We start from the raw sequence: 22,334 nt of genomic DNA on the forward strand, positions 1-22,334 counted from the left end.
TGAGCGCCGATGGCGGGCATCTGTGGATCCCGGGCGGACGTGCGCGGTTGGGGAGGAGCCGATGAGCCCGGCTTCGCGGCGCTCAGTTCCTTGCGACGAGCGTCAGCAGGGAGGCCTCGGGGCGGCACGCGAACCGCACGGGGGCGTAGATCGAGTGGCCGAGGCCGGCACTGACGTTGAGCGGTACTGAGCCGCCGCCGTGCGACCACCTGCTGAGGCCGCGCGCCTGCTTCAGCGGGATGTCGCAGTTGGCGACGAGCGCGCCGAAGCCCGGCACCCGCACCTGGCCACCGTGCGTGTGGCCGGCGAACAGTGCCTCGGCCCCGAGGTCGATGAACGCATCGAGCACGCGGCGGTACGGCGCGTGCGTGACACCGATCGTGAGGTCGGCCGGTGCCCCGGCGGCGCGGAGCGCCTCGAGCCGTCCGGGCAGCACCTCGAGGTCGTCCCACCCGCGGTGGGCGTCGCTGACCCCGAAGGCATCGATGCGCAGGCCTCCGGCATCCAGCGATGCCGCCGCGTTGTTGAGGTCGAGCCAGCCGAGCTCATCGGTGAGGTAGCCGTCGAGTGCGTCGGTGTCGAGCGGTTCGGAGGTGTGCTTCCCCTTCGACGGACCCGTGAAGTACTTGAACGGGTTGCGCGGCGACGGCGCGGCGTGGTCGTTCGAACCGTGGACGAAGACGCCCGGGATGCCGCGCAGCGGGTCGAACGCCGCCCGAAGCCCACGCAGCCCGTCGACGTGACCCATGTTGTCGCCGGTGTTCACCACGAGGTCGGGCTGGAGCTCGGCGAGCGCAGCGATCCAGTTCTGCTTGCGGTGCTGCCACGGCGCCATGTGCGCGTCGGACAGGTGCAGCACGCGCACCGGCGCCGCGCCGGAGGGCAGCACCGGAACCTCATGGAACCGAACGGTGAAGAGGTAGCGCTCGACGCCGATGCCCCACACCGCCGCGGCAGCGCCGACCGCCCCCACCACGCCGAGCGCGGTGAGGGCGGGTGCGACGCCTCGAGATACTCGCGAGGGCACTAGTCGTCGCTGCTGCCGGGGCCACCGCCGCCGCCACCACCGCGGCAGGCCGCCGACGCGTAGTTCACGGTGATCGACGTGTTGCGGTTGACCACAGTGTTGGCCGCGGGGTCGGTACCCGTGGCGCGGGGCTGGGCTGCCGCAGCGTCCTCGGCGCACGTCCCATCCTTGACGTTGCCGAAGCCCGCGCTGCGCAGTGCGCGCTTGGCGTCGTCGAGCGAGCGCCCCGCCACGTCGGGCACCGCGATGCCCTGGCCGTTGCTCGGGTGGATCGTGACCGTCGTCCCGCCCGCGACCCTGCCCGCACCTGGGTTCTGCGCTGCGACCAGACCCTCGGGCTGGTTCGAATCGACGGGCTCGCCGACCGCGACCTCGAAGCCGGCGTCAGTGAGTCTCGCGGTCGCCTCGTCGATGCTGAGGCCGACGACATCCGGCAGATCGGTCAGCACGATCCGCGACAACTCCGAGTCGGGGCCCGGGAAGGCGTCGCCGCCGTACGCAGCGTTCGCCGCCCGCTGCACATCCTTCGTAATGAGGTAGCGGAGGGACGAGAGCTGATTGCCGTTGTGGTAGCTCTTGTAGAGGTCGCCGCCGCCCTCGGCATTGCCGACCCACGTCGCCGTGGCGACCTTCGTGCTCGACTCCACGAGCCACGTCTGGATCTCTTCGTGCGTGCCGGTCTTGCCGAGGAGGGGCGTGCCGTCCCACGGGTTTCCGCCCGTGCCGGTACCCGAGCGCATCACGCCTTCGAGCGCATACGCCGCGGTGGCGGCGACCCTGGGCTCGAGCACCTGCGAGCAGGTGCGCTCGGGCTTGGGCAGGTCGTTGCCATCGGAGTCGGTGACCTTCGCGATGGCCTGCGGCTGGCAGTAGATGCCGTTGTTCGCGACGGTCGCATAGGCACCCGCCATGGCCAGCGGCGACACCGCATTGCTGCCGATCACCGAGAAGAGGTTGTCCATCGGCACCGGCCGGCCGTCCGTCAGCGTCACGCCCATCTTGGTGGCGACGTTCTTGATGTCGCAGAGGTCGAGCTTCTCGGCCATCGCGAAGAAGCCGGTGTTGAGCGACGACGCGGTGAACTGCATCGGGGTGCCGACACGGCCACGCGCCTTGGCGAAGTTGTTCACGACGACGTTACCCTCGTTGACCCAGTCGCTGGGTTGTCCCGTCTCGCTGTGGCAACTGTTCTTCAGTCGCTTGAAGACACGCACGGAACCATTGAGGGTCTCGTTGACCGAGTGCCCCTTCTCGAGCCAGTCGATGAGCGTGAACAGCTTGAAGGTCGATCCGGCATTGAACCCGCCGGAGTTGCCGAACTGCCTGGTACCGGCCCACACCTCCGCGGAGTAGTTCGGATCGGCGGCGTGAGCGGCATCCTCGCTGAACTGGGTGTTCTGGGCGATCGCGAGGATGTTGCCGTTCGTGGCGTCCACGCTCACCGCGGTCGAGCCGAATCTGCCCGGGGATGGCTGGGTGGTCCCGATCGGCATATCGGGCTTCGCGGACGGCGCATACGTCGTCATCGCCGTCTCAGCGGGAATCTGCACGCGCAGATCGAGGGTGGTGTAGACGTTGAGGCCACCGCGTTGGAGGGAGTCCCTCCGCTCTTCTGCGGTGTCGCCGAACGCGGGGTCGTTCAGCATCACGTACTTCACGTACTGGCAGAAGTACGCCGACCCTCCTGCGGCCTTGCATCCGGTCTTGGGTGGGCTCAGCGCGGGTGTGATCGGCCAGACGACCGCCTCGACGTACTGCTCGCGCGTGATCTTGCCGTCCTCGAGCATGCGGCCCAGCACGTACAGCTGGCGCACCTTCGTCGAGGTGTAGCCGTCCGCTGCGGCGAGGTGCTGCTCGGGAGTGATCTCGCCGTCGGCCAGCAGCTTGTCGAGCGATCCGATGTTGGCGCCCTCGTCGATGACGCCGTCGGGTGCCTTGTTGAACGCCGTCCCGTCGGCCGCGAAGATCGAGCCCTCGGGTCTGTCGATGCGGTAGTTGTTGGGGTTCTGCACCATGCCGGCGAGCGTCGCGGCTTGCGCGAGCGTGAGGTTCGCCGCGGTGGTGCTGAAGTAGTAGCGTGCGGCGGCCTCGATGCCGTACGTGATTCCGCCGAAGTTCGCGATGTTGAGGTAGCCGAGCAGGATGTCGTTCTTGGAGTACTTCTGCTCGAGCGCGATCGCGTAGCGCATCTCCTGCAGCTTGCGCGTGTAGCCCTCGGTGCCCTCGGCGGTCGTCGCGTCGGTCCAGCAGTTGCGCAGGACCTGATCGCGCGTGAGCTTGACCTTGGGCTGCCCGTTCTCGTCCATGACCGGCTCGCCGGCCTCGTCGACTTCGTACTCGGTCTCGGCGTTCTGCTCGCACTTCTGGATGAGCACGTTCTTGACGTACTGCTGGCTGATCGTCGAGCCGCCCTGGGTCTCGCCGCCGCCCTGCGCGTTGGAGAGGATGGCACGCGTCGTGCCGATCAGGTCGACGCCGCCGTGCTGGAAGTAGCGCGGGTCTTCGCTCGACAGCAGCGCGTCGTACATGACCTGCGAGACCTGGTCGAAGGCGACCGGCGTGCGGTCCTGCTCGAGGAACTTCGTGAGAAGCGACCACTCGCCGGTGTCGTGGTTCATGTAGTAGAAGTTGCTCGGCAGCATGAGCTTGTCGATCTCGAGGACGCTCGGGAGATTGTCGAACATCGTGATCGCGCGCTCTGCCGCGGTGCTCGTGAGGGCGACCGCCGGGGTCACGGTCGCCGCGATGAGGACACCGGCTGCGGCACTGAGGCCGACGAGCCCGGCGATCCCGCCGAGCACGCCGCTGGCCGTGCGTTTGGTATCAGGCATAGGGTTGATCGTAGGGGAGATACCTGGGCGATTCCCTCACAGGCGTGCGCCCGCGAAGGGCTTTCCCAGCTTTCATCAGCCGCATTCATCCGCCTATTAGAGGAGTCGCGATGACGACGTGGGAGTACCTCACCACGCCCCTTCTGATCCACAACACCGCCGCGATCCTCAACAACTGGGGCAAGCAGGGGTGGGAGCTCGTCCAGGTCGTCCCCGGCCCCGAAGGCGGTCTCGTCGCCTACCTCAAGCGTCCGTCGGGCGGCGGTCAGGCCAACGCCGGGCTGGATGCCGCGGCCGAGGCCGCGAAGCAGTTCGGGGAGGCGTGAGCCCCATGAGCGTGAGTGCGCGTCTCGCCGAGCTCGGCATCCGTCTTCCCGACGTCGTCCCGCCGGTCGCGGCCTACGTGCCCGCGAGGGCGCACGGCGACCTCGTCTACACCGCGGGGCAGTTGCCCATGGTGTCGGGCGCCCTCCCCGCGACCGGCAAGGTCGGCGATGGTGAGGGTCTCGTCCCCGCCGAGGACGCGAAGGGCTACGCGCGGCAGAGCGCGCTCAACGCGATCGCCGCGGCCGCCGCCGCGGTGGGCGGGGTGGACCGCCTCACGGGAGTCCTCAAGGTCACCGGGTTCGTGGCATCCGTTCCCGACTTCACCGGGCAGCCGGGCGTGATCAACGGGGCGAGCGAGGTGCTCGGCGAGATCTTCGGCGACGGCGGACGCCACGCGCGCTCAGCCGTCGGCGTCCCCGTGCTTCCGCTCGACGCCCCCGTCGAGGTCGAGGTCGTCTTCACGTACGCCTGACCCGTTTCGTCTCGCTTCGCTCGCTCAACGACCGGGAGATTGCAGTGCCCCCGGTCGTTGAGCGGGGGATCTCGCTTCGATCGACGACCGGGGTGCAGGACACCGGTCGTTGAGCGAGGGAGCGCCAGCGACCGAGACGAAACGCCCTGAGCCTCCGTCGAGGCTCAGAGCGTTCGTCGTGCGCGACTCTGCCGCCGCTACTTGACCTGGGCCGAGATGACCGACATCACCGCCGTGTCGGCGAGGGTCGTGGTGTCGCCCACCTCGCGGCCCTCGGCGACGTCGCGCAGCAGGCGGCGCATGATCTTGCCGGAACGGGTCTTGGGCAGCTCGCCCACGATGTAGATGTCGCGGGGACGGGCGATCGGGCCGATCTGCTCGCCGACCCACTGGCGCAGCATCGGTCCGAACCCGTCGACGGGATTCTCGTCGAGGTGCGACTGCTTGATGATGACGAACGCGACGACGGCCTGGCCGGTCGTCTCGTCGGATGCCCCGACCACGGCCGCCTCGGCGACGGCCTCGTTGCCGACCAGGGCCGACTCGATCTCGGTCGTCGACAGCCGGTGGCCCGACACGTTCATGACGTCGTCGACGCGGCCGAGCAGCCACACGTCTCCGTCGTCGTCGAGCCGCGCGCCGTCGCCGGCGAAGTAGTAGCCCTGGGCGCGGAACTTCTCCCAGTACGTCTCGACGAAGCGCTCCGGGTCTCCCCAGATGCCGCGCAGCATCGACGGCCACGGCTCGGTGACCACGAGCAGCCCGCCGTTGCCGTTGCCGACGTGCGTGCCGTCCTCGTCGACGACGTCGATCGAGATGCCGGGCAGGGGCACCTGGGCCGAACCCGGCTTGGTCTCGGTGACGCCGGGGAGCGCCGAGATCATGATCGCCCCGGTCTCGGTCTGCCACCACGTGTCGACGATCGGCGCGGTCTTGCCGCCGATGATCTTGCGGTACCACATCCACGCCTCGGGGTTGATCGGCTCGCCCACCGAGCCCAGCAGGCGCAGCGACGACAGGTCGAACTGCTTCGGGATGGCGCGGCCGAGCTTCATGAACGAGCGGATCGCGGTCGGGGCCGTGTAGAGCACGGTCACCCCGTACTTCTGCACGATCTCCCACCACCGGCCGGGGTGCGGGGCATCCGGCGTGCCCTCGTAGAGCACCTGCGTCGCGCCGTTCGCGAGCGGCCCGTAGGTGACGTACGAGTGACCGGTGATCCAGCCGATGTCGGCCGTGCACCAGTACACGTCGGACTCGGGGTGGATGTCGTGGACGACCTTGTTGGTGAAGGTGGCCTGGGTCAGGTAGCCGCCGGAGGTGTGCAGGATGCCCTTGGGCTTTCCGGTCGTGCCCGACGTGTAGAGGATGAACAGCGGGTTCTCGGCGGGGAACGCCTTCGCCTCGTGCCCGGGCGCGGCCTGCGGCACGACGTCGTGCCACCACACGTCGCGGCCCTCGGTCCATTCGACGTCGTTCCCACCGCGCTTGACCACGAGCACGTGCTCGACGGTCTCCTGCGGACCGGAGCCGTTGCGGTCCGCGAGCGCCAGGTCGACGGCGGGCTTGAGGGGCGAGACCTTGCCCTTGCGGTAGCCGCCGTCGGCGGTGATGACGAGCTTCGCGCCCGCGTCGTCGATCCGCGCGCGCAGGCTGTCGGCCGAGAAGCCGCCGAACACGACCGAGTGGATCGCGCCGATGCGCACCACCGCGAGCATCGCCGCGACCGCCTCGGGGATCATGGGCAGGTAGATCGCGACGCGATCGCCCTCACCGATGCCGAGGCCTTCGAGGACGTTGGCGAGACGCTTCACCTCGTCGGTGAGCTCGGCGTAGGTCACGCGACGCTCGTCGCCGGGCTCGCCTTCCCACAGCAGCGCGACGCGATCGCCGTGGCCGGCCTCGACGTGACGGTCGAGACAGTTGTACGCGACGTTGAGCTCACCGTCGGCGAACCACTGCGCGAACGGCGGGTTCGACCAGTCGAGCACCTGCGTGAACGGCTTGTGCCAGTGCAGCGTGCGGGCCTGATCGGCCCAGAAGCCCTCGCGATCGGTCTTGGCCCGCTCGTAGAGCTCTGCCGTGCCGACGGCGGTGCGCGCGAATTCCGGCGACGGCGCGAAACGCCGGGTCTCCTCGAGGAGGTGGTCGATCTGGCTGCTGGCTGCCTGATTGCTGCTCATGGGAGCGCGCTCCTTTGCGGGCTGGAGGGAGGACGTGACGGATGCCGGGGGTCCGGCGAGTCTGCTCGGAAATGTACCGACGGGTCGTGCGGCTGGACTACCCCCGATAGTAGGTGGGTGCGAGTTCTTCGACCCGAGTGATATATCGGTGAGAATCCTCTCCTTTTCGTTTTGTACGGATCCCTTCCTCGCATAAGCTGTCCCCCGGCCGAACTTCGATTCTGGCATTGCGGCACCCGACGTCACCCCCCGAATTCGGGTACCGCGCGTGGCGGCATCCCATTCCCCCCATGGGATGCCGCCCTTAACTTTTTCTGGGAGCGATCCCGTGGGCGCGGACGCACCGCCTCCCCTCCTCCCCAGACGGGCTCGGCGCGGTGTTGTCCACCGATCGTCGAGTGACGCGATCATCGTGGCGCGGACGCTCCTAGCGTCGGAGCATGTCCGCGCCGTTCGTCGTCCGTCCCCGGGATCGGGGTGCCGGCGAGCCGGTGGTGCGACGGCGGACGGATGCCGCCACCCCCGCGGCTGCTGCGGCTACCGGGCCGCTGCCGGCAGCCCGTGCGGCGTACGCGCCGTGGGTGCCCGCGCCCCGCGCGGCGGGGGACGGGCCGACCGACCCGGCGGCGACCCCCGCTCCGCTCGCGATGCCGAACGCGTCCGGCGCGTCGCACCCGGGGATCCCGCCGTACCGGGAGCGGCATCCGGTGCTCGCGCCCTTCGAGACCTACCTCGACGACCGCGAGGTGACGGACCTGTTCGTGAACGGATCCGCCGGGCTCTTCGTCGATCGCGGTGCGGGTCCGGTGCGTGCGCGCGAATGGCGGGCGACCGACGAGGAGGTGCGTGACCTCGCCGTCGCGCTCATCGCCGCCGGCGGGCGCCACATCGACGATGCGGCGCCGTGCGTCGACGTGCGATTGGACAGCGGCATCCGCGTGCACGCCGTGCTGCCGCCGATCGCGCCGGCGGGGACGGCCATCTCGGTCCGGGTGCCGCGCCTGTCGGGTGCGGCGCTGGATGATCTGAGGTCGGCGGGCATGTTCGACGACTCGATGCACCGGCACCTCCGGGAGGCGATCGCGGCCCGCAGCAACCTGCTGGTGTCGGGCGCGGCGGGCGCCGGCAAGACCACGCTCCTCGCTGCGCTCCTGCGTGAGGCGCCCGCGAACGAGCGGATCGTCACGATCGAAGACGTCGCCGAGCTGCAGGTCGGCCATCCGCACCACGTGCGACTCGAGGCGCGCCAGCCGAACCTGGAGGGAGCCGGCGGCATCGGCCTCGCGCGACTGGTGCGCGAGGCGCTGCGGATGCGCCCGGATCGTCTCGTCGTGGGGGAGTGCCGGGGCGAGGAGGTGCGCGAGCTGCTGTCGGCGCTGAACACCGGTCACGACGGCGGCGCGGGCACAGTCCACGCGAACGGCCTGCACGACGTGCCGGCCCGGCTCGAAGCGCTGGGGGCGCTCGCCGGGCTCGACGATCACGCGCTGGCCCGCCAGGCGGCGAGCGCCATCGACCTCGTGCTGCACGTCGAGCGCGGTCGTGACGGCGCTCGACGGCTCGCCGCAGTCGGCCGCCCGATCGTCGACCCCGGCGGGCGGCTCGGGATCGAGGAGGTGCGATGGTCCGCCGCATGAGCCCAGCGACACCCGGCGACGGGGCCGCGGCCGCAGAGACGGTGCTGCGTCTGGCCGTGATGCTGCAGGCCGGCGTCGCCCCCGCGCCGGCCTGGCACCATCTCGCCGCGTCGCAGGACCCCGCGGCGGAGCGCGTCACTGCGGCGGTTGCCGACGGCATGCCGCTGCCCCGCGCGATCGCGGCGTCCGGCGGCGCGTGGCGCGATGTCGCGGTGGCGTGGCACGTCGCGACGACAGTCGGCGCTCCTCTCGCCGAGAGCCTGCGGGGTCTGGCCGCCGCACTGCGCGACGCGGCAGAGGCAGCCGACGACGTGCGGGTGGCGCTCGCCGAGCCCGCCGGCACCGCGCGACTGATGGGCTGGCTGCCGCTGGTCGCCGTCGGCCTGGGCGTGGCGCTCGGATTCGACACCCTCGGAGTCCTGGTCGGTCATCCGGCCGGGATCGCCTGCCTCGTCGCCGGTGGTGCGCTGATCCTCGCGGCGCAGCGGTGGACGGCGCGCCTGGTGCGGCGCGCCCGGGCCGACAGCGGCGTGCCGGGGCTGCACGCCGAGCTCGTCGCGATCGCGCTGAGCGGCGGCGCCTCCATCGACCGCGCGACCGCCGTCGTGCGCGACGCCCACGCGGCGGCGGGTACCCGCAACGCAGCCGATGCCGATGCCGATGTCGATGCGGATGCCGACGCTGATGTCGATGCCGTGCTCGCGCTGTCGCGCTCGGCCGGCGTGCCGGCGGTCGAGCTGCTGCGCGCGTCCGCAGCGCACGCCCGCCACCGAGCCCGGGTCGACGGGCGCCTGCGCGCCGCGCGTCTGTCGTCACGCCTCCTCATCCCGCTGGGCGTGTGCACGCTCCCCGCCTTCCTGCTCCTCGGCGTCGCTCCGATGCTGCTGAGCGTGGTCTCGACCATGTCGCTCTCGCTCTGAAACCGCGCCGATCTCGACCCGCAGACCGTGCCCACCCACCCTTCTCGAACGAACGGAGAACGCCATGCCCTTCCCCTCGATCACCCCATTCCTTCCCGCCGGCACCGCGCGGCCGGGACCCTTTCCGCGCCTCACTCGACGGCGCGCCGCGCGGCTGTTCGCGGTGCGCCGCGCGGACGGACTCCGCCACGGCGACGACACCGGCGCCGCCACCGCCGAGTACGCGATCGCGACGATGGCGGCGGTGGCCTTCGCGGGGCTCCTCGTCATCATCATGCGGTCCGACGAGGTGCGCGGCATCCTCACCGATCTGATCCGCCGCGCGCTCACGGTGGCATGACCAGCCGGCGCGGGGGAGACGACCGGGGGTCGGTCGTCGCGGAGTTCGCCGTCGCGCTCCCCGCGGTCGCCCTCGTGCTCGCGCTCGGCATCGGCGCGTTGGCGACGGCGTCGCGCCACGTCCGGCTTCAGGACGCCGTCGCCGACGCCGCACGCCTGAGCGCGCGCGGCGAGCCGGCGCAGCGCGCTCACGAAGCCGTCGCCGCAGCCGTGGCGGGGGCGTCCGTCGACATCGCGCCGCGCGGCGACCTCGTCTGCGTCACCGCGTCGGCGGCCTCGGTGCTCGGGCTGCGCATCTCGGCGACCGGCTGTGCCCTGGCCGGTGGCCTGTGAGGCGCGCGGGCCGCGGGCGGGAGGGCTGAGCCGATGCCGGGGGCCGCACTGGCCGTCGGCCTCGTCGGGGCCACCGCCACGATCGCCCTGGCGCTCGCGGCGGTGGGGTCGGCCGCCGTGGCCGGGCAGCGCGTCGCCTCGGCGGCCGACGCGGCCGCGCTCGCGGCGGCGGACGCGGCATCGGGCGCCGTGTCGGGTGCACCGTGCGAGAGGGCGGCCGAGGTCGCGGCGACGGCCGGCACGCGCGTTCAGGCGTGCGACCTCGACGTCCTCGTCGCGACGGTCACCGTCGCGCTCCAGCTCGGCCCGCTCACCGCGACCGCGGCGGCGCGAGCGGGGCCGCCCCCATGATCAGGCCTCACAGCGCCTGCACCGAGTAGCGGCGTGTATGGTGTGCGTCGAAGAAAGGACGCCTCCGTGGCACAAGGCAAGAAGCTCGTCATCGTCGAATCGCCGACGAAGATGAGGTCGATCCAGGGGTACCTCGGCGAAGGCTACGAGGTGCTGAGCTCGGTCGGCCACATCCGCGATCTCGCGGATAAGAAGGACATCCCGGCCGACAAGAAGCAGGCGTACGGGAAGTACTCGATCGACATCGAGAACGGCTTCGACCCCTACTACGTCGAGAGCGAGCGCGGCAAGAAGACCGTCGCCGAACTCAAGCGCGCGTTGAAGGGTGCCGACGAGCTCTTGCTCGCCACCGATGAGGACCGCGAGGGCGAGGCCATCGCGTGGCATCTGCTCGAGACGCTCAAGCCCAAGGTGCCCGTCAAGCGCATGGTGTTCCACGAGATCACCAAGGAGGCGATCCGCGCCGCCGTCGACCACACGCGTGAGCTTGACCTGGCGCTGGTCGATGCCCAGGAGACCCGCCGCATCCTCGACCGCCTCTACGGCTGGGACGTCAGCCCCGTGCTCTGGTTCAAGGTGCAGCAGGGCACGTCCGCCGGTCGCGTGCAGTCCGCCGCGACGCGCCTGGTCGTCGACCGGGAGCGCGAGCGCATGGCGTTCGTCTCGGCGTCCTACTGGGACATCGAGGCGCTCGCGGCGCCGAACCGGCCGCAGGGCGTCGACGAGTCCTTCGCCACGCGGCTCGCGCGCGTCGACGGCGCCGTGCTCGCCCGCGGCGGCGACTTCGACGACCGCGGCGAGCTGAAGAAGGCCGTCCTGGTGCTGGACGAGGCCCAGGTGCGCGAGCTCGCGGTCGCGATCGAAGCCGCCGGTGAGGCATCCGTCACGAATCTCGAGTCCCGGCCCGGCACGCGCAGCCCGAAGCCTCCCTTCACCACCTCCACGCTGCAGCAGGAGGCCGGTCGCAAGCTCTCGATGAGCGCGAAGCACGCGATGAGCGTCGCCCAGCGTCTCTACGAGAAGGGATTCATCACTTATATGCGCACCGACTCGACCGCGCTTTCGACGCAGGCCGTGCAGGCCGCGCGTGCGCAGGCGGTCGAGATGTACGGCGACAAGGCTGTCCCGCCGAACCCGCGCACCTACCGCAGCAACAGCAAGAACGCGCAGGAGGCGCACGAGGCGATCCGCCCGTCGGGCGAGACGTTCCGCACGCCCGCGCAGGTGTCGGGCGAGCTCGACCGCGACGAGCTGCGGCTGTACGACCTCATCTGGAAGCGCACGATGGCCAGCCAGATGGCCGACGCGAAGTACGAGACGACGACGGTGACCCTCGAGGTCGCCGCCGCCGGTCGTCGTGCCGAGTTCACGGCATCCGGAACCGTCTACACCTTCAAGGGCTTCCTGGAGGCCTACGAGGAGGGTCGCGACGAGAAGCGCGGCGACGCCGACAAGGCCGACGACCAGTCACTGCCGGCGATGATGGTGGGCGATGTGCTGCGGCTGCGCGACGTCGAGCCCAAGGGACACTCGACGAGCCCCAAGCCCCGCTACACCGAGGCCAGCCTCGTGAAGGCGCTCGAAGAGAAGGGCATCGGCCGCCCGTCGACGTTCGCGAGCATCATCGACGTGATCCTGAACCGCGGTTACGTGACCAAGCGCGGGCAGGCGCTCATCCCGACGTGGCTCGCATTCAGCGTCATCCGGCTGCTCGAGCAGCACTTCGCCGACCTCGTCGACTACGACTTCACTGCCGCGCTCGAAGACGACCTCGACGCGATCGCACGCGGCGAGCAGAAGCGCCAGGACTGGCTGAAGGAGTTCTACTTCGGCTCGCAGGATCAGGTCGGGCTGCGCAACATCGTCGACAACCTCGGCGAGATCGACGCGCGCGCCCTCAACTCCACACCGATCGGCGACGTCGCGACGCTGCGGTTCGGCAAGTACGGCCCCTACCTCGAAGTGGCCGACAAGGAGAATCCGGATGCCGAGCCCCGGCGCGTCAACATCCCCGAGGACCTCGCACCCGACGAGCTGACCCCCGAGAAGGCGCAGGAGCTCATCGACGCCCCCGTCGCCGGTGACCGCGTGCTCGGCGAGAACCCGGCCAACGGCAAGCTCGTCGTGGTCAAGGACGGACGCTTCGGCCCGTACGTCCAGGAGACCGACCCGCCCGTGGAGGAGGAGGTCGACCCCGACACCGGCGTCCTTCGACAGGCTGAGGAGGCGGCTTCTGCGGAGCCCGCGCCCGCTCCCAAGAAGCGCGGCACGAAGAAGGAGGCGGCGCCCAAGCCCCGCACCGCGTCGCTGTTCAAGTCGATGTCGGTCGACACGATCGACCTCGAGACCGCTCTGAAGCTGCTCGATCTTCCGCGTACGGTCGGCACCGACCCCGAGACCGGCACGCCGATCACCGCGCAGAACGGCCGCTACGGCCCGTACCTCAAGAAGGGCACCGATTCGCGCACGCTGCAGAGCGAGCAGCAGATCTTCGACATCACGCTCGAGGAGGCGCTCGCGGTGTACGCGCAGCCGAAGTACGGGGCGCGCGGCGCCAGCTCGGCGCTCAAGGAGTTCGAGGCCGACCCCACCAGCGGCAAGCCGATCAAGCTCAAGGACGGCCGCTTCGGTCCGTACGTCACCGACGGCGAGACGAACGCGACGATCCCGCGCGGTGAGGACGCGATGGAGGTCACGTTCGAGCGTGCCGTGCAGCTGCTGGCCGACAAGCGCGCGAAGGGGCCGGTGAAGCGGCCCACTCGTCGCACGACGGCGAAGAAGGCGCCGGCCAAGAAGTGACCGACGACCCCGCGGCGCGACCGGCGGACCAGCCGGGCGCGGGCCTGTTCATCACGTTCGAGGGCGGCGACGGCGTCGGCAAGACGACCCAGGCCGCGCTGCTGGAGGAGTGGCTGACGGATGCCGGACGCACCGTCGTGCGCACGCGCGAGCCCGGCGGCACCGAGGTCGGTGTGCTCATCCGCGACATCGTCCTGCACCACCGCGGCGAGGTCGCGCCCCGTGCCGAGGCGCTGTTGTATGCTGCGGACCGCGCCCATCACATCGAGACGGTCGTGCGTCCCGCCCTCGCGCGGGGCGAGGTCGTGATCCAGGACCGCTACCTCGACTCGTCCGTCGCCTACCAGGGTGCGGGGCGCGTGCTCGGGCGCAAGGAGGTGCGCGACCTGTCGCTGTGGGCGACCGACGGCCTGCTCCCCGACCTCACCGTGCTGCTCGACCTCGAGCCGGCCGCAGCCCGCGCCCGGCTCGACGCCGACGACAAGCCGTTCGACCGGCTCGAGGCCGAGCGCGAGAGCTTCCACGCGCGCGTACGCCGGGAGTTCCTCGCCCTCGCCGCGGCCGAGCCCGGGCGCTTCCTGGTGCTCGACGCGGCGCGGGAGCCCGATGCGCTCGCCGCGGCCGTGCGCGACCGCGTACAGTCCCTGCGTTAGTCCAGGCGCAGCGCCAGCGCCCCCACCTGCAGTCCTAGCCCGCGGCGCAGGCGCAGGCTCAGCGGCGCAGGCGCACCGGCGCAGGCGCAGCGGCGCAGGCGCGGTCGCCGGTTGCGGCATCCCTCTCTCTTTTCTCTCTGCGAGAACAGGTGATCTGGCGAATGCAGGACGATCCGCCGCGAATCGTCCTGCATTCGCCAGATCACCTGTTTTGGGAGAAACGGTTGCCGCGCAGACCGAGGGTCCGGGCCGCGCAGACCGAGGGCCCTGCGCTTACCCCGGGCCCGCGCTCGCACGTCGCCGGCCGCGGTTAGGCTGAGCGGCATGGAACCCGTCGCCGCCGTGCAAGAGCCGACCGGCGTGGTCTCGTCGCCGGCAGAGGTTCCGTGGGGCGCGGTGTGGGGCCAGGAGGCGGCGGTCGCGGCGCTGCGCGAAGCGGCATCCGATCCCGAGTCGATGACGCACGCGTGGCTCATCACCGGCCCGCCCGGGTCGGGCCGCTCGACGCTCGCCTATGCGTTCGCGGCGGCGCTCATCGCCGAGCCCGGTGACGAGCCGGCGATGCGCCAGGTGCTCGCCGGCACCCACCCCGACCTCACGGCGCTGCGCACCGAAGGCGTCATCATCTCCATCAAGGACGCCCGGGCGCTCGTCGAGCGTTCGTACTTCTCGCCGTCGCTCGGCCGGTACCGCGTCATCGTCATGGAGGATGCCGACCGCATGGCCGAGCGCACGTCGAACGTGCTGCTGAAGGCGCTCGAAGAGCCGCCGGAGCGCACGGTGTGGGTGCTGTGCGCACCGAGCGACGCCGACCTGCTGCCGACCATCCGCTCGCGCGTGCGCACGCTGCGGCTGCGCGAACCCGACATCGACGACGTCGCCTCGCTCATCGCGCAGCGCACCGGCGCCGACCTGGCCGTGGCCGAGCAGTCCGCCCGGCACGCGCAGCGCCACATCGGCATGGCGCAGCGGCTGGCGACGGATGCCGCGGCCCGCGCGCGACGCGATTCCACGCTGCGTGCGGTCCTCGGGGTGCGGGGGGTGGGCGATGCGGTCGAGGTCGCCGGAACCATCGTCGCCGTCGCGACCGACGACGCGAAGGCGCTCACCGCCGAACGTGACGAGGCCGAGCGCGCGGGCCTGCTGCGCACCCTCGGCATCGCCGAGGGCGCCGCCGTCCCGCCGGCGGTGCGATCGCAGCTGTCGGCGCTCGAGGACGAGCAGAAGCGCCGCGCGACCCGGAGCCTCCGCGACGGCATCGACCGCGTGCTCACCGACCTCGAGTCGATGTTCCGAGACGTCCTCATGCTGCAGTTCGGGCGCGACGCGGTGCTCATCAACCGCGAGCTCGAGCCCGAGCTGCGCGCGCTCGCGGCGGCGTGGACCCCCGAGCGCACGCTCACCGTGGTCGACCGCATCGGCGTCACGCGGGAGAACCTCGAGCTCAACGCCGCGCCGCTTCTCGCCCTCGAGAGCATGCTCGTCACCGTCGCCAGCGGAAGGACTCCGTGAACACCTCCCACCCCCGCCGCCCCCGTTCCCTGAGCCTGTCGCGGGGCCTCGCCTTCGTGGCAGCCCTGGCTGCGGCATCCGTCGTCTTGAGCGGCTGCCTGTATGCCTCGATCCCCGAAGCGGCGCCGCGCCCCACCTGGAGCAAGCCGGCCGACACCTCGGGCGTCCCGGCTGAGCTCCTGCCCTACTACGGACAGGAGCTGGAGTGGACCGCGTGCGGCGGGTTCGACTGCACGATGGTGACCGCACCCCTCGACTGGACCGATCCCGGCGCGGGGGACATCGAGCTGTCGGTGATCCGCAGCCGTGCCGAGGGGAGCGCGGAGCCGATCGGGTCGCTGCTGACCAACCCCGGCGGTCCTGGCGCGAGCGGGATCGATCTCGTCCGCCAGTCGCTGTCGTACGCGGTGGGCAGCGCCGTGCGCGAGCGGTTCGACGTCATCGGATTCGACCCGCGCGGTGTCGGGGAGTCCACCTCGGTGCGCTGCTACGACGCGGCCGCGATGGACGCGTACCTGTTCGACATCCCCGAGAACAAGCGGGGCACGGATGCCTGGGCCGGCGAGCTGCTCGACCGTCACGCCGACTTCGCCGAAGCGTGCGACGCCGGCAGCGACGGCATCCTCCCGCACATCACGACCGAGAACGCGGCGCGCGACATGGACCTGCTGCGCGCCGTGCTCGGCGACCGGGAGCTGAACTACCTCGGCTACTCGTACGGCACCTTCCTCGGTGCGACGTACGCGAAGCTGTTCCCGGACCGCGTGGGCCGACTGGTGCTCGACGGCGCGATCGATCCATCGGTGCCCGGCCTCGACGTGGGCACGACCCAGGGGGTCGGGTTCGAGTCGGCGCTCCGCGCGTACATGGCGTCGTGCCTCGACGACGACGAGTGCCCCTTCCGCGGCTCCGTCGACGACGCGATGGCCGACCTCGGGACGCTCCTGGCCACGGTCGACCGCGACCCGATCCGCAATTCGGACGGACGCATGCTGGGAGCCGACTCGCTGATGACGGCCATCATCGCGGCACTGTACTCGCAGGACAGCTGGAGCTATCTCACCGACGCGCTGACGGGCGTGCTGGAAGGCGACGCCCGGACGGCGTTCCTGCTCGCCGACTTCTACTACAACCGCCAGGACGGCCAGTACGCCGACAACTCGACCGAGGCCTTCCGTGCGTACAACTGCATGGACTACCCGCTGGACTCCACCCCGGCCGACATCGCGGCGGCCGAGGCGCTCCTCGAGGCCGAGGCGCCTACCGTCGCCCCGTACTGGGCGGGTCCCGATCCGTGCGACGTGTGGCCGTACCCGGCGACCGGGGTCCGCGAGCGCATCACTGCCGAGGGGGCGGCTCCCATCGTCGTCGTCGGCACGACGAACGACCCTGCCACCCCGTACGAGTGGTCGGTGTCGCTCGCCGACCAGCTGTCGTCGGGGGTACTGGTCACGCGTGTCGGCGAGGGTCACACCGGGTACAACAAGGGCAACCCGTGCGTCGACCGGGCGGTCGACACGTATCTTCTCGAGGGCACGCCGCCGCAGGACGGCTTGCGCTGCGAGTGAGCAGGATGACGGGGCGGATGCCGAGCCTCGTGGTTCGCGAGCACCGCTCTGACCCTGTAAGATCGTTGATCGTGCATCGCGCAAGCGAGGCGCGCCACCTTAGCTCAGTCGGCAGAGCGATTCACTCGTAATGAATAGGTCAAGGGTTCGATTCCCTTAGGTGGCTCCGAACCGGATGCGGCCGCCGCGGCGGCCGTTTTCCGTCTCCGAAGAACGGTGGGGCGATGCACGGGACGATCGACGCCCTCGCCGAGATCTTCTCCTGGGTCGGCCTGGGCGCCGGGGCGCTCCTGGCCGCCACGGCGCTCATCCTGCGCCTGTTCGACGGCACGTGGCTGCCCGCCCGCGCCGTGGTCGAGACCGTCGCCGACGGTCGCGTCGTGCGCTGGTTCGACGAAGACGGGGGCGTCAACGAGGCGGTGCTCGCCCACGAGCAGGACCACGCCATCGGCGACAAGCAGATGGCCGACATCTACTATCGACGCGGACGCCGCAACCGCATGCGCCTGACCCAGGGGTCCCCGGCGGTCCGCGCCGTGGGCCTGCTCGCCGTGGGCCTGCTCGCCCTCGGCGCGATCGCGATGATCGTGTCGCTGGTCCTGATCTTCGCGCGCGGCTGATCCCGCGCTACGCGACGGCGAGCATTCCGCCCGCGACGAGGGCGAGCGCGAGGCCGACCCACTGCACCGCCGCGACCCGCTCGCGCAGCACGAGCGCGGCGAGCAGGATCGTGCCGGCGGGATAGAGGGCGGTGAGGGCCGACACGATCGACAGGTCGCCCGCGCGGAGCGCGACGAGCATCAGCGCGTTGGCCGCGGCATCCGTGATTCCGCACGAGATCGCCAGCCACCACGCCTGCACACGGGTGACCCGGACGGCTGTAGGAGCCGCCGCGTGCTCGAGATCCGCGTGTCCCGTCGGCGTCGCGCCCAGCGGCGGGCCCGCGACCTCGATCACGGAACCCGCCGGGCGTCCGCGGCGCACCGCCGCGAGCACGAGCACGCCGATGACGACCGCAGTCACGACGACGCTGGTCGCGCGGCTCGACACCAGCGGCACGAGCCCGCTCGCGTCGGCGGTCTGGTCGATGACGATGAGGAAGGCGCCGATCGCAAGACCCGCGCCGACCGCCATGAGCAGCCCGCGCGCACGGGGCCGCACGATCTTCTCGCCCGGGATGAAGCCCACCAGCACCACGGCGATGAGCGCGATCCCGAGCCCGGCATAGCCGATCGGCGCGAGGGCGTCGCCCTTGACGAGGAGTCCCCACAGCATCGGCGCGATCGCCGAGACCACGGCCGTCAGCGGCGACAGGATGCTCATCGGGCCGATCGCGAGACACGCGTACAGGAGAGCCACCGCGACCACGCCCACGCCTCCGGCGAGGATGCCCCACGCGATGTCGCTGCCCATCCATGCGCCGCCGACGATCAGCTGCGCGATCGCGAGCGCCACGAGACCGGACGCCGCGGCGACCGCCGTCACCACGATCGAGCGCAGACGGCGCGCCGCGACACCGCCGACGAAGTCGGCTGAGCCATACACGAGGGCGCCGACGAGGGCGAGGGCGGCGGAGATCATCCCGATCAGCTTAGGGATGCTGCGACACGGCGAATCGCTAGATAAGCTAGCTATATGACGACTCCCCCCTCGCGGCGCGGTCCCTCTCGCTGGCTGCGGATCGGCATCCCGGTTCTGCTCGCGCTCGTCTGGCTGACCGTCGGCTCGATCGGCGGCCCGTACTTCGGCAAGGTCGACGAGGTCTCGACGAACGACCGGTCGAGCTTCCTGCCCGAGAGCGCCGACGCCACGCGGGTGAACGAGCGGCTGGCGGAGTTCCAGGGCGACGAGTCCATCCCCGCTCTCGTGGTCGTCACCGGCGACGGCGAGCTGTCGCCGGACGACCTCGCAGATCTGCAGACGCTCGCCGACGACATCGCCGGCCTCGACGGCGTGCGGGACGGCGTCTCGCCGCCCCTCCCGTCGGAGGACGGCGAAGCCGCACAGATCTTCGTGCCGATCGACTCCGCGGGCGAGATCGGCGAGATCGTCGAAGAGATCCGCGCCCTCGTCGCCGAAGACCTGCCGCCGGGCCTGGAGGGCTGGGTCACCGGGCCCGCCGGGTTCACCGCGGACCTCGTCGAGGGCTTCCTCGGGATCGACGGACTGCTGCTCGCGGTCGCGCTCATCGCGGTGCTCCTGATCCTCGTGATCGTCTACCGCTCGCCGCTGCTGCCCGTGCTGGTGCTGACGACGTCGGTGTTCGCGCTGTGCGCCGCCCTGCTCACGGTGTGGTGGCTCGCCTACGCCGGGATCGTCGTGCTCAACGGCCAGGTGCAGGGAATCCTCTTCATCCTCGTGATCGGAGCGGCGACCGACTACGCGCTGCTGTACGTCGCGCGGTTCCGCGAGGCGATCGCGGCGGGCGCGCAGCGATGGGATGCCACGTTCATTGCGTGGCGCGGAGCGTTCGAGCCGATCCTGGCCTCCGGCGGCACGGTCATCGCGGGCCTGCTGTGCCTGCTGCTCTCGGATCTCGCCACGAACCGCGCGCTCGGTCCGATCGCGTCGATCGGCATCGCGTTCTCGATGCTCTCGGCGCTCACCTTCCTCCCGGCGCTGCTGGCCCTGTTCGGGCGCGCGGCATTCTGGCCGTTCGCTCCGAAGGAGCCGCTGCAAACGGTGCCCGACGACCTCCGCCAGCCGGTGAAGGGGCTGTGGCCGCGCCAGGCGCGCTTCGTCGCGCGGCACGCGCGTGTGGTGTGGATCGTGTGCACGGTCGTGCTGCTCGCAGGCGCCGCCGGGATGACGCAGCTCAAGGCCGACGGCGTGCCGACGAGCGACCTCGTGCTCGGCGCCTCCGAAGCGCGCGACGGCCAGGACGTGCTCGCCGAGCACTTCCCCGCCGGCTCCGGCTCGCCCGTGTACGTCGTCGTCCCCGAGACCGACCTCGCTGCGGCGGTCGAGGTGCTCGAGCGCGCCGACGGCGTGGAATCGGTGGCCGTGGCGTCCGAGGACTCGCCGACGGGTCAGGCCGCGGTCGAGGTCGAAGACGGCGAGCCGCAGCTCACGGCGGTCGGTCCGCCCGGCACGCCGGCTCCTGATCCGACGGTGGCGGACGGGGACGTGCTCGTGATCGGGACGCTGACGGATGCCGCGGACTCGGCCGCCGCGGAAGACACCGTGCGCGGGCTGCGCGCGGGTCTGGACGACGAGCTCGGGGCCGGCGTCGCGATCGTGGGAGGTGAGACGGCCACCGACATCGACACCAACGACACCTCCACGCGGGATCGCACACTGATCATCCCGGTGATCCTCGCGGTGATCCTCGTGATCCTCATGCTGCTGCTGCGGTCGATCCTCGCGCCCGTGCTGCTCATCGCCACCGTCATCCTGTCGTTCGGCACGGCGCTCGGTGTGAGCGCGCTGGTCTTCAACGGCGTGTTCGGCTTCCCGGGAGCCGATCCCGCGGTGCCGCTGTACGGCTTCGTGTTCCTGGTCGCGCTGGGCGTCGATTACAACATCTTCCTGATGTCGCGCGTGCGGGAGGAGTCCCTCGTCCACGGCACGCGCCCCGGCATCCTTCGCGGTCTCGTCGCCACGGGCGGCGTCATCACCTCGGCGGGGCTCGTCCTGGCGGCGACCTTCGCCGCGCTCGGCGTGATCCCGATCCTGTTCCTCGCGCAGATCGCCTTCATCGTCGCGTTCGGCGTGCTGCTCGACACGTTCGTGGTGCGCTCGCTCCTGGTCCCCGCACTGTCGTACGACATCGGCCCGGCCATCTGGTGGCCGTCGGCCCTTCGACGAGCTCGGGGACCGGAGCGGCGTCACGACGGACACCTGCTGACCCGCGACGAGGACCGGCGTACCCTCGAGACATGAGCAAGGCACTGTTCATCGTGGACGTCCAGAACGACTTCACCGAAGGCGGCGCACTCGGTGTGGACGGCGGTGACGCCGTCGCGCAACGCATCACGGAGTACCTCGTGACGCACGCCGAGGAGTACTCGATCATCGTGGCCTCCCGCGACTGGCACGACGGCGACAACGACAACGGCGGCCACTTCGCCGACGAACCCGACTTCGTGGACACCTGGCCGCCGCACTGCGTGAGCGGCACCGAGGGTGCGGAGTACGACCCCGGCTTCGACACCTCGCGCGTCACCCACCACGTCAAGAAGGGCCAGGGCAGACCGGCCTATTCGCTGTTCGAAGGGACGACCGACGACGGCGTGACGGTCGCGCAGCTGCTCGAGGAGCACGGTGTCGTCGATGTCGACGTGACCGGCATCGCCACCGACCACTGCGTGCGGGCATCGGCCCTCGACGCCATCGAGCACGGCCGTCGCGTCCGGGTGCTCACCGACCTCATCGCCGGTGTCGCGCCCGAGCCGAGCGACGCGGCGCTCGCCGAACTCGCCCACGCGGGTGCCGAGCTCGCCGAGTCGGGCACTGCGGGAGGCGCGTGACGCTCCGCACCCGCTAGCCTCGGATCCGTGACCGAGATCCGCGCGCTGACAGCCGCCGACCATGCGACGTGGCTGCCGCTGTGGCGGGGGTACCTCGAGTTCTACGAGGCGACGCTCTCGGACGAGCAGACCGACCTGACGTGGAGCCGACTCATGGATCCGCAGTTCCCGGTCTGGGGTGCGATCGCGACCAGCGAGGGCAAGGCGATCGGGCTCGTGCACTGGCTGACGCATCCGGCGACCTGGTCGGCGGAACCGTACTGCTACCTGGAGGATCTCTTCGTCGCTCCCGAGACCCGCGGCGCCGGTGCCGGACGCGCGCTCATCGAGCACGTCGCCGACTGGGCGCGCGCACACGGGAGCGGCAAGGTGTACTGGCTGACGCACGAGACCAACGCCACCGCTCGCGCGCTCTACGACCGCGTGGCGACCCGCACCGGCTTCGTCCACTACGAGATGGGACTCGATCGATGACGACCTCGCCCGCCCGGTCCGGTCGCCGCACCGGCGACCTGATCGCGACGCTCCTGCTGATCGGCCTCTCGGTCGGCACCGCCGTCGTGCTGTTCTTCAACGCGCTGCTGTGGGCGATGGGAGGCAGGGACAACTCCGGCGCGATCGCGCTCGGCGGCTACCTGCCGCTCGTCCTCACGGTGCTCGGGGCCGTCGCGGGCATCGTCGCGCTCGCGCGCCGCCGCACCGCGTTCTGGTATCCGCTCGTCGCGCTCGTCCTGAGCGTCGTGGTCTGGCTGGTGGCGATCTCTCTCGTCCGCTGAGCCGCGACGTCGGAACGGGCGCTGCGACAGACGAACCGTCGGCGGCCGACGTTCTCGAGTGGGCCCCGTGGGGCTCGAACCCACGACCCGCGGATTAAAAGTCCGATGCTCTACCGACTGAGCTAGAGGCCCTCGGC

The 22,334-nt window shown here is 71.0% G+C and carries 20 protein-coding genes and 2 tRNA genes; 17 read left to right on the forward strand and 5 right to left on the reverse strand.

The window, feature by feature from the left end:
* Window positions 1-82: 82 nt before the first annotated feature.
* Both IM778_RS04600 and IM778_RS04605 read right to left on the reverse strand, forming a co-directional pair.
* Window positions 83-1,027 carry a metallophosphoesterase gene (locus tag IM778_RS04600; protein WP_194410896.1) on the reverse strand — a complete coding sequence of 315 codons (945 nt, stop codon included), beginning with the start codon at window positions 1,025-1,027 and terminating at the stop codon, window positions 83-85.
* Window positions 1,027-3,858, reverse strand: a complete 2,832-nt coding sequence (locus IM778_RS04605; RefSeq protein WP_194410897.1) for a transglycosylase domain-containing protein — start codon at window positions 3,856-3,858, stop codon at window positions 1,027-1,029. Before IM778_RS04605 ends, IM778_RS04600 begins: the two co-directional genes overlap by 1 nt.
* A gap of 110 nt (window positions 3,859-3,968) precedes the next feature.
* Here IM778_RS04605 and IM778_RS04610 point away from each other — a divergent pair, with 110 nt between their 5' ends.
* Window positions 3,969-4,184, forward strand: a complete 216-nt coding sequence (locus tag IM778_RS04610) for a Sp36 family protein (RefSeq protein WP_194410898.1) — start codon at window positions 3,969-3,971, stop codon at window positions 4,182-4,184.
* Between the two features lie 5 nt (window positions 4,185-4,189).
* Window positions 4,190-4,657 (forward strand): RidA family protein, encoded by a 468-nt coding sequence (locus tag IM778_RS04615; protein WP_194410899.1) that lies wholly within the window; start codon window positions 4,190-4,192, stop codon window positions 4,655-4,657.
* Between the two features lie 197 nt (window positions 4,658-4,854).
* Here IM778_RS04615 and acs read toward each other — a convergent pair whose 3' ends face one another.
* On the reverse strand, window positions 4,855-6,840 hold the full coding sequence (gene acs, locus IM778_RS04620; protein WP_194410900.1) for an acetate--CoA ligase: 1,986 nt from the start codon (window positions 6,838-6,840) through the stop codon (window positions 4,855-4,857).
* Window positions 6,841-7,280: 440 nt separating this feature from the next.
* On the opposite strand from acs, the gene IM778_RS04625 reads away from it, so the two are divergent.
* The 11 genes from IM778_RS04625 to IM778_RS04675 all read left to right on the forward strand — a co-directional run bounded on the left by IM778_RS04625 (window position 7,281) and on the right by IM778_RS04675 (window position 17,572).
* Entirely contained in the window at window positions 7,281-8,477 is a 1,197-nt protein-coding gene (locus tag IM778_RS04625) for a TadA family conjugal transfer-associated ATPase (RefSeq protein WP_228484750.1), read from the forward strand.
* The gene (locus IM778_RS04630; RefSeq protein ID WP_194410901.1) at window positions 8,474-9,397 is read left to right on the forward strand and encodes a type II secretion system F family protein; all 924 of its coding nucleotides are present in this window, start codon (window positions 8,474-8,476) and stop codon (window positions 9,395-9,397) included. Before IM778_RS04625 ends, IM778_RS04630 begins: the two co-directional genes overlap by 4 nt.
* 64 nt (window positions 9,398-9,461) lie before the next feature.
* Complete coding sequence (locus IM778_RS04635; RefSeq protein ID WP_228484751.1) at window positions 9,462-9,737, forward strand: DUF4244 domain-containing protein; 276 nt, start codon at window positions 9,462-9,464, stop codon at window positions 9,735-9,737.
* A complete protein-coding gene (locus IM778_RS04640; RefSeq protein WP_194410902.1) occupies window positions 9,734-10,069 on the forward strand; it encodes a TadE family type IV pilus minor pilin in 336 nt (111 codons plus the stop codon). Before IM778_RS04635 ends, IM778_RS04640 begins: the two co-directional genes overlap by 4 nt.
* 33 nt (window positions 10,070-10,102) lie before the next feature.
* Window positions 10,103-10,420 (forward strand): helicase, encoded by a 318-nt coding sequence (locus IM778_RS04645; protein ID WP_194410903.1) that lies wholly within the window; start codon window positions 10,103-10,105, stop codon window positions 10,418-10,420.
* Window positions 10,421-10,486: 66 nt separating this feature from the next.
* Entirely contained in the window at window positions 10,487-13,219 is a 2,733-nt protein-coding gene (gene topA, locus IM778_RS04650) for a type I DNA topoisomerase (RefSeq protein ID WP_194410904.1), read from the forward strand.
* Window positions 13,216-13,872 carry a dTMP kinase gene (gene tmk, locus IM778_RS04655; protein WP_194410905.1) on the forward strand — a complete coding sequence of 219 codons (657 nt, stop codon included), beginning with the start codon at window positions 13,216-13,218 and terminating at the stop codon, window positions 13,870-13,872. The genes topA and tmk overlap by 4 nt, the downstream gene beginning before the upstream one ends.
* Before the next feature lie 324 nt (window positions 13,873-14,196).
* Window positions 14,197-15,384 (forward strand): DNA polymerase III subunit delta', encoded by a 1,188-nt coding sequence (locus IM778_RS04660; RefSeq protein WP_194410906.1) that lies wholly within the window; start codon window positions 14,197-14,199, stop codon window positions 15,382-15,384.
* Window positions 15,381-16,952 (forward strand): alpha/beta hydrolase, encoded by a 1,572-nt coding sequence (locus IM778_RS04665; protein WP_194410907.1) that lies wholly within the window; start codon window positions 15,381-15,383, stop codon window positions 16,950-16,952. The genes IM778_RS04660 and IM778_RS04665 overlap by 4 nt, the downstream gene beginning before the upstream one ends.
* Window positions 16,953-17,045: 93 nt before the next feature.
* Window positions 17,046-17,118, forward strand: a tRNA-Thr gene (locus IM778_RS04670).
* 58 nt (window positions 17,119-17,176) lie between these two features.
* Window positions 17,177-17,572: a hypothetical protein gene (locus tag IM778_RS04675; protein ID WP_194410908.1), complete on the forward strand. Its 396-nt coding sequence runs from the start codon at window positions 17,177-17,179 to the stop codon at window positions 17,570-17,572.
* Between the two features lie 7 nt (window positions 17,573-17,579).
* Here the strand turns inward: IM778_RS04675 and IM778_RS04680 are convergent, their stop codons facing one another.
* Complete coding sequence (locus IM778_RS04680) at window positions 17,580-18,533, reverse strand: EamA family transporter (RefSeq protein WP_194410909.1); 954 nt, start codon at window positions 18,531-18,533, stop codon at window positions 17,580-17,582.
* A 54-nt stretch (window positions 18,534-18,587) separates the two neighbouring features.
* Between IM778_RS04680 and IM778_RS04685 the strand changes: the two genes are divergently transcribed.
* From IM778_RS04685 to IM778_RS04700, 4 genes are read left to right on the forward strand one after another with little or no spacing between them, the layout of a single operon-like run.
* The gene (locus tag IM778_RS04685) at window positions 18,588-20,834 is read left to right on the forward strand and encodes an MMPL family transporter (protein ID WP_194410910.1); all 2,247 of its coding nucleotides are present in this window, start codon (window positions 18,588-18,590) and stop codon (window positions 20,832-20,834) included.
* On the forward strand, window positions 20,831-21,421 hold the full coding sequence (locus tag IM778_RS04690) for an isochorismatase family protein (RefSeq protein ID WP_194410911.1): 591 nt from the start codon (window positions 20,831-20,833) through the stop codon (window positions 21,419-21,421). The genes IM778_RS04685 and IM778_RS04690 overlap by 4 nt, the downstream gene beginning before the upstream one ends.
* 27 nt (window positions 21,422-21,448) lie before the next feature.
* Window positions 21,449-21,895: a GNAT family N-acetyltransferase gene (locus IM778_RS04695; protein ID WP_194410912.1), complete on the forward strand. Its 447-nt coding sequence runs from the start codon at window positions 21,449-21,451 to the stop codon at window positions 21,893-21,895.
* Window positions 21,892-22,197, forward strand: coding sequence for a hypothetical protein (locus tag IM778_RS04700; protein WP_194410913.1), 306 nt, complete (start codon window positions 21,892-21,894; stop codon window positions 22,195-22,197). The genes IM778_RS04695 and IM778_RS04700 overlap by 4 nt, the downstream gene beginning before the upstream one ends.
* A gap of 59 nt (window positions 22,198-22,256) precedes the next feature.
* Here the strand turns inward: IM778_RS04700 and IM778_RS04705 are convergent.
* A tRNA-Lys gene (locus IM778_RS04705) sits at window positions 22,257-22,329 on the reverse strand.
* Window positions 22,330-22,334: the final 5 nt, after the last annotated feature.

Origin of the sequence: Microbacterium cremeum, assembly GCF_015277855.1 — a bacterium.
In the GTDB taxonomy this organism is placed as follows: Bacteria; Actinomycetota; Actinomycetes; order Actinomycetales; family Microbacteriaceae; genus Microbacterium; species Microbacterium cremeum.

What these genes read in the sequence shown, in the direction of transcription:
- IM778_RS04605 (WP_194410897.1), bottom strand. Translation starts at nt 3,858, where the DNA reads ATGCCTGATACCAAACGCACGGCCAGCGGCGTGCTCGGCGGGATCGCC.
- IM778_RS04610 (WP_194410898.1), top strand. Translation starts at nt 3,969, where the DNA reads ATGACGACGTGGGAGTACCTCACCACGCCCCTTCTGATCCACAACACC.
- IM778_RS04615 (WP_194410899.1), top strand. Translation starts at nt 4,190, where the DNA reads ATGAGCGTGAGTGCGCGTCTCGCCGAGCTCGGCATCCGTCTTCCCGAC.
- acs (WP_194410900.1), bottom strand. Translation starts at nt 6,840, where the DNA reads ATGAGCAGCAATCAGGCAGCCAGCAGCCAGATCGACCACCTCCTCGAG.
- IM778_RS04625 (WP_228484750.1), top strand. Translation starts at nt 7,281, where the DNA reads ATGTCCGCGCCGTTCGTCGTCCGTCCCCGGGATCGGGGTGCCGGCGAG.
- IM778_RS04630 (WP_194410901.1), top strand. Translation starts at nt 8,474, where the DNA reads ATGAGCCCAGCGACACCCGGCGACGGGGCCGCGGCCGCAGAGACGGTG.
- IM778_RS04635 (WP_228484751.1), top strand. Translation starts at nt 9,462, where the DNA reads ATGCCCTTCCCCTCGATCACCCCATTCCTTCCCGCCGGCACCGCGCGG.
- IM778_RS04640 (WP_194410902.1), top strand. Translation starts at nt 9,734, where the DNA reads ATGACCAGCCGGCGCGGGGGAGACGACCGGGGGTCGGTCGTCGCGGAG.
- IM778_RS04645 (WP_194410903.1), top strand. Translation starts at nt 10,103, where the DNA reads ATGCCGGGGGCCGCACTGGCCGTCGGCCTCGTCGGGGCCACCGCCACG.
- IM778_RS04660 (WP_194410906.1), top strand. Translation starts at nt 14,197, where the DNA reads ATGGAACCCGTCGCCGCCGTGCAAGAGCCGACCGGCGTGGTCTCGTCG.
- IM778_RS04675 (WP_194410908.1), top strand. Translation starts at nt 17,177, where the DNA reads ATGCACGGGACGATCGACGCCCTCGCCGAGATCTTCTCCTGGGTCGGC.
- IM778_RS04680 (WP_194410909.1), bottom strand. Translation starts at nt 18,533, where the DNA reads ATGATCTCCGCCGCCCTCGCCCTCGTCGGCGCCCTCGTGTATGGCTCA.
- IM778_RS04685 (WP_194410910.1), top strand. Translation starts at nt 18,588, where the DNA reads ATGACGACTCCCCCCTCGCGGCGCGGTCCCTCTCGCTGGCTGCGGATC.
- IM778_RS04690 (WP_194410911.1), top strand. Translation starts at nt 20,831, where the DNA reads ATGAGCAAGGCACTGTTCATCGTGGACGTCCAGAACGACTTCACCGAA.
- IM778_RS04700 (WP_194410913.1), top strand. Translation starts at nt 21,892, where the DNA reads ATGACGACCTCGCCCGCCCGGTCCGGTCGCCGCACCGGCGACCTGATC.